Origin of the sequence: Streptomyces sp. B93 (assembly GCF_018070565.1) — a bacterium.
Taxonomy (GTDB): domain Bacteria; phylum Actinomycetota; class Actinomycetes; order Streptomycetales; family Streptomycetaceae; genus Streptomyces.
Genome location: NZ_JAGPXL010000048.1, coordinates 38196 through 48993 on the forward strand (window position 1 = coordinate 38196; position 10798 = coordinate 48993).

General features: G+C 71.8%; 11 protein-coding genes and 1 pseudogene. 4 read left to right on the top strand and 8 right to left on the bottom strand.

Annotation, left to right across the window (positions count from 1 at the left end; all coding sequences use genetic code 11):
* Nucleotides 1-28: 28 nt before the first annotated feature.
* A pseudogene (locus tag KBY47_RS30670) lies at nt 29-925 on the top strand (LysR family transcriptional regulator); the annotation flags it as partial.
* Nucleotides 926-1142: 217 nt separating this feature from the next.
* On the opposite strand, the gene KBY47_RS30675 reads toward KBY47_RS30670, so the two are convergent.
* Nucleotides 1143-1610 carry a pyridoxamine 5'-phosphate oxidase family protein gene (locus KBY47_RS30675; protein WP_210926894.1) on the bottom strand — a complete coding sequence of 156 codons (468 nt, stop codon included), beginning with the start codon at nt 1608-1610 and terminating at the stop codon, nt 1143-1145.
* Between the two features lie 191 nt (nt 1611-1801).
* On the opposite strand from KBY47_RS30675, the gene KBY47_RS30680 reads away from it, so the two are divergent.
* The gene (locus KBY47_RS30680; protein WP_210926896.1) at nt 1802-2443 is read left to right on the top strand and encodes a cysteine hydrolase; all 642 of its coding nucleotides are present in this window, start codon (nt 1802-1804) and stop codon (nt 2441-2443) included.
* A gap of 15 nt (nt 2444-2458) precedes the next feature.
* Here KBY47_RS30680 and KBY47_RS30685 read toward each other — a convergent pair whose 3' ends face one another.
* The 6 genes from KBY47_RS30685 to KBY47_RS30710 all read right to left on the bottom strand — a co-directional run bounded on the left by KBY47_RS30685 (nt 2459) and on the right by KBY47_RS30710 (nt 7048).
* Nucleotides 2459-2992, bottom strand: coding sequence for a Rieske (2Fe-2S) protein (locus KBY47_RS30685; RefSeq protein ID WP_210926898.1), 534 nt, complete (start codon nt 2990-2992; stop codon nt 2459-2461).
* Between the two features lie 155 nt (nt 2993-3147).
* Nucleotides 3148-4611: an aminotransferase class I/II-fold pyridoxal phosphate-dependent enzyme gene (locus KBY47_RS30690; protein ID WP_210926900.1), complete on the bottom strand. Its 1464-nt coding sequence runs from the start codon at nt 4609-4611 to the stop codon at nt 3148-3150.
* 103 nt (nt 4612-4714) lie between these two features.
* Nucleotides 4715-5155, bottom strand: a complete 441-nt coding sequence (locus KBY47_RS30695; protein ID WP_210926902.1) for an SRPBCC domain-containing protein — start codon at nt 5153-5155, stop codon at nt 4715-4717.
* A gap of 29 nt (nt 5156-5184) precedes the next feature.
* Nucleotides 5185-5550, bottom strand: a complete 366-nt coding sequence (locus KBY47_RS30700) for a metalloregulator ArsR/SmtB family transcription factor (RefSeq protein ID WP_210926904.1) — start codon at nt 5548-5550, stop codon at nt 5185-5187.
* Nucleotides 5547-6017: an SRPBCC family protein gene (locus KBY47_RS30705; protein ID WP_210926906.1), complete on the bottom strand. Its 471-nt coding sequence runs from the start codon at nt 6015-6017 to the stop codon at nt 5547-5549. The genes KBY47_RS30700 and KBY47_RS30705 overlap by 4 nt, the downstream gene beginning before the upstream one ends.
* An 80-nt stretch (nt 6018-6097) precedes the next feature.
* Complete coding sequence (locus tag KBY47_RS30710; protein WP_210926908.1) at nt 6098-7048, bottom strand: helix-turn-helix domain-containing protein; 951 nt, start codon at nt 7046-7048, stop codon at nt 6098-6100.
* Between the two features lie 146 nt (nt 7049-7194).
* Here KBY47_RS30710 and KBY47_RS30715 point away from each other — a divergent pair, with 146 nt between their 5' ends.
* Both KBY47_RS30715 and KBY47_RS30720 read left to right on the top strand, forming a co-directional pair.
* The gene (locus tag KBY47_RS30715; protein ID WP_210926910.1) at nt 7195-8226 is read left to right on the top strand and encodes a trans-acting enoyl reductase family protein; all 1032 of its coding nucleotides are present in this window, start codon (nt 7195-7197) and stop codon (nt 8224-8226) included.
* Between the two features lie 560 nt (nt 8227-8786).
* Nucleotides 8787-9578 (top strand): dienelactone hydrolase family protein, encoded by a 792-nt coding sequence (locus KBY47_RS30720; RefSeq protein ID WP_247695480.1) that lies wholly within the window; start codon nt 8787-8789, stop codon nt 9576-9578.
* A gap of 480 nt (nt 9579-10058) precedes the next feature.
* Here KBY47_RS30720 and KBY47_RS30725 read toward each other — a convergent pair whose 3' ends face one another.
* Nucleotides 10059-10664, bottom strand: coding sequence for a dihydrofolate reductase family protein (locus tag KBY47_RS30725; RefSeq protein WP_210926912.1), 606 nt, complete (start codon nt 10662-10664; stop codon nt 10059-10061).
* Between the last annotated feature and the right edge of the window lie 134 nt (nt 10665-10798).

Genomic DNA, 10798 nt, shown 5'->3' on the forward strand with positions numbered 1-10798 from the left:
GAGCGCAGTATCTCGTAGCATCGCTTACATGTTGAACCTGGAGCGGCTGCGCACCCTGGACGCCCTCGCCCGGCACGGCTCGGTCAGCGGCGCCGCCGAGGGGCTGCACATCACCACCTCCGCCGTCTCCCAGCAACTGGCCAAGCTGGAAAGGGAGGTCGGCCAGCGTCTCCTCGCCAAGCACGGCCGGGGCGTGCGGCTCACCGACGCGGGGCGGCTGCTCGCCGAGCACGCGGCGCGGATCCTGTCGCAGGTCCAGATCGCGCAGTCGGATCTGGAGGCACAGCGCGGGCAGGTCGTCGGCGAGCTGCGGCTGTCGGCGTTCCCGACCGCCGCGCGCGGACTGTTCCCCGTCGCGCTGGCCGCGCTGCGCGCCGAGCACCCCGCGCTGCGGCTGCGCTCCTGCGAACTGGAGCCGGAACGCGGCATCGCGGGCGTGGTCCGCGGCGACCTCGACCTCGCCGTCGTCCTGGACTGGTACAACAAGCCGATGCCGCTGCCCGACGGTCTGGTCAAGGCGCCGCTCCTGGACGACCCGGCCGATGTGGCGATGCCGGTCGGCCATCCGCTCGCCGGGCGGGAGGAGGTGGACCTGGAGGAGTTCGCCGGGGACGAGTGGATCACCTGGGGCGAGGGCGAGTTCTGCCACGAGTGGCTGGTCTTCACGCTGCGCTCGCGCGGCATCGAGCCGATCCTCGGCCACCGCGCCGCCGAGACCCACACCCAGCTCGGCCTGGTCGCGGCCGGGCTCGGCGTCTTCGTCGCGCCCCTGCTGGGCCGCCACCCGCTGCCCGCCGGGGTCGTCACGGTCCCGCTGCGCCCGCGGGTGCGCCGCCATGTCTACGTCGTCTGGCGGGCGGACGCCGACCGCCGCCCGTCGATCCGGGCGGCGGTGCGGGCGCTGCGGGTGGCGGCGGAGGGGATCGACGCGGGGGACGCCGGGGTAACGGGGGCCGCTGGGGCTATGGGGGCGATCGGGGCTCAGGGTGTCCCTGGGGCTATGGGTGCCCTTGGGGCTTCGGGTGCCGTCAGGGCTTCGGGTGTCCCTGGGGCTACGGGTGCCGTCAGGGCTACGGGTGTCCCTGGGGCTACGGGTGCCGTCAGGGCTCCGGGTGCCGCCGGGGCTCCGGGTGCCGCCGGGGTTAGCGGGCGGCCAGCTTCCGGAAGTCCCACGAGCTGATCGCGTCCGGCGTCAGCCGCAGCCAGGCGTGGCGGCCGTCGTGCGGGAGTTCGTCGATGGCGAAGTACTTGCGCGCGAACACCGGCTCCACGTCAGCGAGTTCGGGGTGCGGGGCGCCGGTGCGCGGGGCCTCGCCGACGAACTCGACGGTGCCGGACAGCTCGGCGCCGCGCAGCTCGTCGTACCCGTGCCCGGCGTCGACCACGACGGCGACCCGGGGTTCCTGGCGCAGGTCGGCCCAGCGGCGGCTGCGGGTGAGGGAGTACAGCCACAGCGAGGTGCCGTCCCAGACGAACCACAGGGGGCTGACGTGCGGGGTGCCGTCGGCGGAGACGGTGGCCACCCGGCAGGTGCGCTCGGTGGTGAGGAACGCGTCCAGCTCCTCGGATGACATCATGATCTTCCGGCCCCGGCGCTTGGTGACGGCCATGCGGTTCCCTCCACGGCGACTTCAGGACGACCGGCGGTTCGTCAGCCCGGTTGGTCTCTGACAAGTCAGCCCAGCTGGTTACTGACGGCCCGTCAACTCGTCGGTTCGTGGGGAGAGCATGACCCGGCTTCCCTCCGTACGCAATGGCGGCTACCCTCGCCCGCCCGGCGCCGCTGACAAGGGAGGGTGCCATGCCGTCGTCCGCACGGCTCGCCGAACTGCTCGACCCCGCCGCCACGGTGCTGCTCACCGTCGAGTGCCAGCAGGGGGTCGTGGGGCCGCAGGGCGCGCTGCCCGAACTCGCCCGGGAGGCGCGGTCCTCCGGCGCGCTCGCCAATGTCGCCCGGCTGGTGGCCGTGGCGCACGAGAGCGGCGTCCAGGTCGTCCACGCCATCGCCGAACGCCGCCCCGACGGCCGGGGCGCCAACCGCAACGCCCGCCTCTTCCGCGCCGCCGAACGGCTGCCCGTCCAGCAGCTGGCGGGCACCACGGCGGTCCGGGTGGCGGCCCCCATCGAGGTCGCCGAGGAGGACTTCGTGGTACGGCGGCTGCACGGCCTGTCGCCCGTCCAGGGCACCGGTGTCGACGCCCTGCTGCGCAACCTCGGCTGCCGCACCCTGATCGTCACCGGTGTCTCGGCCAACGTGGCCGTGCCCAACGCCGTGTTCGACGCCGTGAACCTCGGTTACACGGCGGTCGTCCCGACGGACGCCGTGGCCGGGGTGCCCGCCGAGTACACCGCCGCGATGATCCGGCACACCCTCGCCCTGGTCGCCACCCTGGCCACCACCGACGAGGTGCTGGGCTGTCTGAAGCGCCCGCGCCGCCGCTGAGGGCAGCGTGGTCGCTTACATCCGCATGATCGATTCCCCGTCCACGGTGATCTCGGCGGCCGCCAGCGGCTGGGTCGCCGGGCCCTTCTGGACGCTTCCGTCGGCCGCCGAGAACCGGCTGTCGTGGCAGGGGCAGATGATGACGCCGTCCGTGATGTCCTTCACCGCGCAGCCCTGATGGGTGCACTTGGAGGAGAACGCCTTGTACTCGCCCGCCGTCGGCTGGACGACGACCACGTCACCGATCACCTTCCCGCCGCCCTCGGGAATCTCCGACGTCCTGGCGATCACCGTGCCGCCCGCGGCCCCGCCCTCGCCGCCGGACTGCGACGATCCGGCCCCGGCGTCCACCTCGGTGCCGGTCCCGGCCCCGCTGTCGTCCTCCGACCCGCACGCCGTGAGCGCGGCGGCGATGCCCGCGGCCCCGGCCGCCGCGATGACGGCCCGCCGCGCCGGGCGCGACGACGGCTGTGCGGACGCGGGCCCGGCGGGGTCGGGCCGGGTGGGCTCGGGCCGGGCGGGTGCGGGCTGAAACGGTGCGCTGGTCATGCGGGGAGTCCCTTCCAGGGGATGTGTGTGCCGCCGTGCACGGGCCCGGGACGGCACCGCCCCGCGACCCCGGTCCACGACCGCCTCTCGACGTGATCCACCCTGAGGTACGGCCCGTGCGCCGCGCCCGTTCAGACGGCCGAGTGCCGCGGCCCCTACGCGGCCGTCACCCGCAGTGTCTCGGCGGTGGGGTCGGCGGCGTCGGGGAGGAGCATGCCCGCCTCGACGCCGCTGCGCAGGTACTCGACGACGGTCTCCGTGATGACCTCGCCGGGCGCCACGACGGGCACGCCCGGCGGATACGGGCTGATCATCTCCGCGGCGACGCGCCCCACGGCCTTCTCGGCGGGCACGTGCTCCGCCGCGGCGAAGAAGGCGTCGCGGGGCAGCATGGCCTGCTCCAGCTCCAGACTGCTGGGCGGATCGGGGAGCCGTACCGGAGGGCCGGGCTCGATGGAGTCGGCGTTCTCGACGAGTCGGCGCAGCGAGTCGACGAACAGGTGCTCGGTGTGGTCGTCGTCCGCGTGGGTGATGGTCCCGCTCAGCCGACAGGTGTCGGACGCCCCGAAGTCGACATGGCAGTGGGCGCGCAGCCACTCCGTGGCCCGCATGCCGCTGATGCCCAGGTCCCGCACGTCGACCGTGATCTTCAGCCGGTCCACTTCCGCCGCCAGACCGGCCTCGACGATCTCCTCACCCATCAGCCGCAGCCCGGGCAGGTCGTCGACGGCCGCGCGGATCCGGGCGGCCCGGGCGAGCGCCGCGCCCATCAGCTCCTGCCCCCGCTCGGCCATCTGACGGCGCCAGCCGTCGAGCGTCGCGTACACCAGGGAGGAGGCGCTGGTGGTGCCGAGCAGGTCCTCGCGCTGCTTGAGGACCTCGGGGGAGATCCGGTCGCCCTGGAGGTGGAAGACGGAACTCTGCTCGACGGCACCGCCCATCTTGTGGACGCTGGTGACCACCAGGTCCGCCTCGGCGTCCATGCCCCACGCCGGGAGATCGGGGTGGAAGGGCAGATGGGCTCCCCACGCCTCGTCGACGATGAGCGGCACGTCGCGTTCGTGACAGGCGTCCGCGACCCCGCGGATGTCCGCGCAGGACCCCCAGTCGGTCGGCGTGATCAGCAGGACGCCCTTCGCGTCCGGGGCCGTCCGCAGTGCCCGCCGCACGTCGTCGGGCTCCGGAGGATGCGCCAGGTGCCGCTCGGCGTCCAGCTTCGGATGCACCCAGACCGGCTCGACGCCGTTGACGATCAGGGCGGCGATCACCGACTTGTGGGCGTTGCGCGAGATGAGCAGCTTCTCGCCCGGCCCGGCCACCGCCAGCATCGCGGTCTTCACCGACAGGGAACTGCCGCAGGTGGAGAAGAACGCCCGCTCGGCGCCGACCGCGTCCGCCATCAACTCCTCCGCCTGCTGGACGACCCCCTGCGACTGGCGGCGGTCGTCCAGCCCGTTGAGGGAGAGCACGTCCGAGGCGAACACGCCCTCACCCACGACATCGACGACCCGGGGATCGGCCCCCCGCCCCTGCTTGTGCCCCGGCGGCCCGTACACCACGTCACCACGACGCCGGAACTCCTCCAACGCCTCCAGTACGGGAACCCGGGAATGATCCATCACTGCCTCCTCGTGCGATACGGCTCCGCGGCCGCCGTCACCACCGAGTTGCACGGTCACGGTCACCGAAACGCCGCGGCCGGGGGAGGCGCTCACCCCGGGCCTAATGCCAGTTGCTGATCCTGATGTCGTGCGGGGCGGGTTCTCCCTTGCCCGTCTCGACGAGGTTCTTGAGGCTCATCAGGAAGGTCGCCCACTTGGTGGTGCAGTGGTGCATGAACTCCACGGGCTCCTTCCAGCCCTCGTGGCTGAACAGCACGATCGTGTAGTCGTCCTCCTGCTTCAGCAGGAAACGGATCCTGGTGCCGAGCCACTCCTCGGGACCGTCGACGACCTCCCAGACCACGCGCTCGCACGGCTGTGCCTCCAGGACCTTCATGTCGAACCCGCCGGGCTCGAAGCGGAACCGGAGCACGCCGCCGACCTCCGGGTTGCCGTCGGTGTCCTGTGTCCACCAGCCCGCCAGCCCGTCGACCGTGGTCAGGGCTGCGTAGACGGCGTCGGGGGACGCTGTGACTCCGATCCTGTGCAGGATGTCCACCATGTCGGTATCTCCCTCTCGTAATGGCGCTGTCAGCCGTCTTGATCGTGTCGTTGGGGTTGTTCGAGGCGCTCGCGCTGGATCGCCTCGGCGATGCGCTTGATGCGCCGCAGTCGGGCGTCCCAGCTGGCGCCGACCGACGCCAGTTGCGCGGTCGCGCGGGCGAGTTGGGCCTCGTCCACCTCGTACAGGCGCTCGCGCCCGGACGGGGTGACGTGCACCAGTCCGACCCGCTGGAGCACGCCCAGGTGTTTGGTGACCGCCTGCCGTGTGACCGGCAGTTGCTCGCTCAGCGTGGTCGCGGTGCCGCCACCGGCCGTCAGCAGCAGGTCGAGCATCCGGCGCCGGGTGGGGTCGCCCACCGCCGACCAGAGTTCGTCGTCCACCGGGGTGCTCATCGCGTCGACGCCAGCCGGGCGGAGTACGCGACCAGGCGGGGCAGGAAGTGGTCCCAGCCGGTGACGTGGTCGCGGTACTGCTCCTCGAGCACGGCCGCCTCCCAGCCCTTCTCCCGGAACCCCGTCTCGGTGAAGCGCAGCAGCGTTCCGGTGCCGGAGGGGAGGAGGTCGAAGGTGACCAGGAGGGAGTTGGCCGGGGTCGCGGTCTCGCCCTCGTCGTACACCCAGCGGAAGGCGAACCGCCGGGGCGGGTCGGCCTCCACCACCGTGACGGGGACCTCGACCCCCTCGGGCGAGGTCTTGTCGCCGAAGACGATGTGTCCGGTGGCGCCGGGCACCGGCTCCAGCACGGCCTCGTCCGGCCACCACTCCCGCAGGTGCTCGGGCGTGCTGATGACCTTGTAGACCACCTCGGGCGTGGCCTCGATGTGGATCTCCCGCTCGATGCTGCCGTACTCCGTCCGCACTCAGCTCACCCGCTCTCTCGCAACCTTTGGTTGCGTATCACTGTAGGCCTGTTCTCCAACATGTGCAACCTTTGGTTGCTCTAGAGTCGGGCCGGGTGTGCGCTGAACGTGCGGCGATACGTGTCCGGAGGCACGCCGAGCGTGCGGTTGAAGTGGCGGCGCAGGGTCGTGGCGGTGCCCATGCCGGTGGCCGCCGCGATGGTGTCGACGCCCGCGTCGGTGGTCTCCAGCAGTTCCTGGGCTCGACGAATGCGCTGCGTCAGCAGCCATTGCAGCGGTGTGGTGCCGGTCACCGCCCGGAAATGGCGGCCCAGGTGGCGCGAACTCATGCCCGCCTGCCGGGCCAGGTCCTCTACCGTCAGTGGCTGGTCCAGCCGCTCCAGCACCCAGGGGAGGAGAGCGGCGAGCGGGTGGTTGTCCGGGGCGGGCACCGGTGTGGTGACGAACTGGGCCTGCCCGCCGTCCCGGTGCGGCGGCACGACCAGGCGACGGGCGACGGCGTTGGCGACCGCCGAACCATGGTCGAGGCGGACGAGGTGCAGGCACAGGTCCATGGCGGCGGCCTTGCCCGCGGAGGTGAGCACGCTGCCGTTGTCCACGTAGAGGACGTCCGGATCCACCTCCACCCGCGGGTAGCGGTCGGCCAGGGCCCGGGTGTGCGCCCAGTGGGTCGTGGCGCGGCGGCCGTCCAGCAGACCGGCTGCCGCCAGTACGAACGCGCCCGTGCAGAGGGAGGCCACCCGTGCGCCTGCCTCGTGGGCCGCCCGGACGGCGTCGACGAGGCCGGCGGGCGGGTCCTCGTCGACGTCGGCCCAGCCCGGGACGATCACCGTGCCAAAGTGCGGGAGCCGGTCCAGAGCATGGTCGGGCTCCAGCCGGAACCGGCCGAACCGAACCGCGTCCGACCCGCAGACGGCGAGGTCGTACCAGGGAACCGTCACATCGTCCGGAGCGGAGCCGAAGACCTCGTGCGCCACGGACAGTTCGAAGTGCAGCATCCCGTCGGTGACGGCCAGCGCGACAGTGTTCACGTCCGGAATTGTACGGGTCATGTCGTTCCGGACACTGGTCCGTGGGTCACCCCCTCGCCAGGATGTGAGCACTGGATCGGCCAGGCGCATGGCCGCACGTCCGGGCATCCGGGCGCGTCCGAGCGTGTTGGAGCAGGGGAGAGACGATGGAACCGAAGCGCACAGTGGCGGTGTTCGGCGCGTACGGGCACACCGGGCGCTTCGTTGTGGCGGAGCTGGTGGAGCGCGGGTTCGTCCCCGTCCTGTCCGGCCGTGACGCCGACAAGCTGAAGGAGTTGGCGGCGGCCCGGCCCGGACTCGACGTCCGCCCGGCGTCGGTCGGCGACCCGGTCTCGCTCGACCGCGCGCTCGCCGACGCGGACGCGGTCGTGAACTGCGCCGGTCCCTTCGCCACGACCGCCGCGCCCGTGATCGAGGCCGCCTTGCGAGCGGGGATACCGTACGTGGACGTGGCGGCCGAGATCGAGGCCAACGCCGATACGTTCGCCCACTTCACGGAGCGGGCCCGGGCCGCGGGAACCCTGGTCGTGCCCGCGATGGCCTTCTACGGCGGCCTCGGCGACCTGCTGGCCACCGCCGCGCTGGGCGACGACATCGAGGCCGACGAGGCGCACATCGCGTACGGGCTGAGCGGCTGGCACCCGACCGCCGGAACACGCGCCGCGGGCGAGGTCTCCCGGGAGCGGCGCGGCGGCCGACGCGTGCGGTACACCAACGGGCGGCTGGAGTACCACGGGGACGACCTGACGACGCTCACGTGGCCCTTCCCCGACCCCCTGGGCCCCCGGCCGGTCATCGGGGAGTTCACGATGGCCGACGTCGTCACCCTCCCCAGCCATCTCGCCATCCCCGAGGTGCGTACCTACATGAGCGTCGAGGCGGCCGGGGACCTGTCGGCCCCGGACACCCCGGCACCGGTCGCGGCCGACGAGCACGGGCGCTCCGCGCAGACCTTCCTCGTCGATGTCGTCGTGCGTCGCGGCGACGTCGAACGGCGCGTCGTGGCAAGGGGCCAGGACATCTACGCCGTCACCGCGCCGCTCGTAGTCGAGGCGGTCGACCGCGTCCTCACCGGGCGGACCCGGACGCTCGGCGTCGCCTCCGCGGGCGCGGCCTTCCACGCGGCGGACTTCCTCGGCGCGTTGTGGCCGCACATATCCGTCGAGACACGTCCGTAGCGGCGGAGGCGCACTTCATGCCGGAGGCCGCCTCTTCAAAGCTGGCCGTGGAAAGCAAGGTTGAAGAGAAGGACGGCCTGGGACAGTGCTGAAAGAGGTCGCCGCGACCCGGTACATCACGCCTCTGGGGGGAAGGCGGCTCCTTGCCGTGCGGAACTCAGGCCGCCGTGCGCGGGCGCCGGACGGCGGGGTTCGGAGGAGTGCCGCTAAGGGCTTGCCGGGAAACAAGTCGTGGCTTCCAGCCAGGCTGCGAAGTAACTCGTCGCTGTCGCGGCTGGGGTCCGGGAGGGCACGGACTCGCGCGGAGCGGCTGAACTGGATTCTGGTCAGGCCCTATTGGGGCGGGTCCGCCGTCCTGGCGGGGGCCGGAAGGGGACTGTGGACCTTGCTCCGGGCCGCGGTCGGCCCGCACGCGGTGACACGCTGTTCGAGTTCACGGACGCGATGCTCTGCGAGGACGGCCCGGTGACGGGGTGGGTCCGGAATTCGCCAGAAGCCTGCCTTCTGCCAGTGGCAGAACACCGGCCCGACCGGGCTCGAGATCACTACAGTCCAGGCTCATGACGACGGTGACAACGCGCACGATCGAGTACCCGGCCGACGGCCTGACGATGATCGGGCACCTCGCGCTCCCGGCCGGTGTCGACCGCCGGCCCGCGGTCCTGGTCGGGCCCGAGGGGGTGGGGCTCAGCGACGTCGAGCGCCGCCGGGCCGATGTACTCGCCGAGCTGGGATACGTGGCCCTGGCCTTCGACCTCCACGGCGGGCGCTATCTGGGCGACCCTGAGGAGATGCTGGCCCGTTGCATGCCGCTGCTCGCCGACCCCGACCGGATGCGAGGCATCGGCCACGCGGCGCTCGACGTGCTCCGCGCCGAACCGCGGACCGACCCGGACCGGATCGCCGCCATCGGCTATGGCACCGGGGGCGCCATCGCGCTGGAACTCGGCCGCGACGGCGTCGACCTGCGCGCGATCGCCACAGTCAATGGACTGACCACGGGCCGACCAGAGGAAACGGCGCGCATTCACTGCCCGGTATGGGCCGGGGTCGGATCAGATGACCCGATCATGCCGCCCGCGCAACGGGACGCATTCACGGCCGAGATGCAGGCTGCGGGCGTCGACTGGCGCCTCGTGGTCTACGGCGGCGCCTTGCACGCCTTCCATCACCCACCGGTCGAGCACACCGTGCTCCCCGGCGTCGGTTATCACCCTCAGCACGCGCAGCGAGCGTGGCGGGACGTCGTCGACCTGCTCGCCGAGTGCCTGCCCCTCACGGAGAAGGCCTCCCCCGGTCCGGACTCAAACGTCTCGCCGACGGTGTTGTCCACGGCAGTGGACCCTGCGTAGTCACGCACATCCGACTCGAGAAGCCCGAGGCTCAGCGACCGCGCGTCGGCCGCCGGTTCGATGTGGGTCAGGCTGTGGGGCCCGGATCCAGCCCTCTTGCCGTAGTGGCCGTCCCAGAGCACGTCGTACGCCTCCCGGGCGGCTTGTTCGCTGTCGTAGGCGATGATCAGGAAGGTGACGGTGGCGGCGCTGTCGTCGTGCCGGAAGGTGGAGGCGCCGTAGAAGCGGGACTTCTCGCAACCCTCGTTCTTCCTGAGGGGGCACGCTTGCGAACGGTAGAGCCTGTCGCCGTTCCCGCTGTCGCTCTCCGGACCGCCGCCGCAACCGGCGAGCAGCAGTGCCGCCGAGATCACCGCGCACCATCGGCGGTGTCTCATGGTCATGCCATCACTCCCCGGGCGGCGATCTTAGGCCCTCGGGGAGTATCCGGGTCTGTCCGCAGGGACGGTGGCAGGGGCGGCGGAGGCGAATGAGGTGACGTCAGGCGGGGGCGCCGAGCGGCGGGTGCTCGAGCACGCGGGGCTTGTACTCGACCAGCTGGATGCGGCCGTCGAAGGTGCGGTGCTCGGTCATCTCGAGGGCGACGTCCGGATAGCCGTCGTAGATGCGTTCTTGGCCCGTGGCGCCGGTGATCACCGGGAACATCACGACCCGGAAGCGGTCGACGAGTCCGGCTCGCAGCAGGGACCGGCACAGGCTGAGGCTGCCGATCGTGCTCAGGAGCCCCGTGCCACTCGACTTCAGGGCGCGGACCGCCTCAACGGCGTCGTCGCGGACGAGTGTGGAGTTGGCCCACGTCAGTGGCTCCTTGAGTGAGGAGGAGAACACCACCTTGGGCGCTTGCGTGAGCTCGTCGACGGACGCCTCCTCTTCGGGCCGGAACTCGTCCTGGCCCTCCGGGACCTCACCTGCGGCGAAGCCCGACATCAGGCGGTAGGTGTTCGCTCCCATCAGGTAGGTGGCCTTCGGCTGCTCGCCGAGCCATGCGAGGTACTCCGGGCCCTCGAGGCCCCAGAAGCCGGGCCATCCCTCGCCCGATGCGTATCCGTCGAGGGAGGTGATGAAGTCGACGAGAAGCTCCGACATGGCGGTGTCCCTAAGAATGTGAGGCGGTCCGGGAGGACCGGGTGTGGCTGATGGTGGTCTGCCGCTTGTGGCTCGGAAGGAATGGCCGCCCGGTCCTCCGGGACGCTCCGACTGCTGATTGAGAACTGCGGTCA

Excerpts from the sequence above, each read along its gene's own strand:
- KBY47_RS30675 (WP_210926894.1), bottom strand. The coding sequence starts at position 1,610 with ATGGCCGTCACCAAGCGCCGGGGCCGGAAGATCATGATGTCATCCGAG.
- KBY47_RS30685 (WP_210926898.1), bottom strand. The coding sequence starts at position 2,992 with ATGACCAGCGCACCGTTTCAGCCCGCACCCGCCCGGCCCGAGCCCACC.
- KBY47_RS30715 (WP_210926910.1), top strand. The coding sequence starts at position 7,195 with ATGGAACCGAAGCGCACAGTGGCGGTGTTCGGCGCGTACGGGCACACC.
- KBY47_RS30680 (WP_210926896.1), top strand. The coding sequence starts at position 1,802 with ATGCCGTCGTCCGCACGGCTCGCCGAACTGCTCGACCCCGCCGCCACG.
- KBY47_RS30700 (WP_210926904.1), bottom strand. The coding sequence starts at position 5,550 with ATGAGCACCCCGGTGGACGACGAACTCTGGTCGGCGGTGGGCGACCCC.
- KBY47_RS30720 (WP_247695480.1), top strand. The coding sequence starts at position 8,787 with ATGACGACGGTGACAACGCGCACGATCGAGTACCCGGCCGACGGCCTG.
- KBY47_RS30695 (WP_210926902.1), bottom strand. The coding sequence starts at position 5,155 with ATGGTGGACATCCTGCACAGGATCGGAGTCACAGCGTCCCCCGACGCC.
- KBY47_RS30725 (WP_210926912.1), bottom strand. The coding sequence starts at position 10,664 with ATGTCGGAGCTTCTCGTCGACTTCATCACCTCCCTCGACGGATACGCA.
- KBY47_RS30690 (WP_210926900.1), bottom strand. The coding sequence starts at position 4,611 with ATGGATCATTCCCGGGTTCCCGTACTGGAGGCGTTGGAGGAGTTCCGG.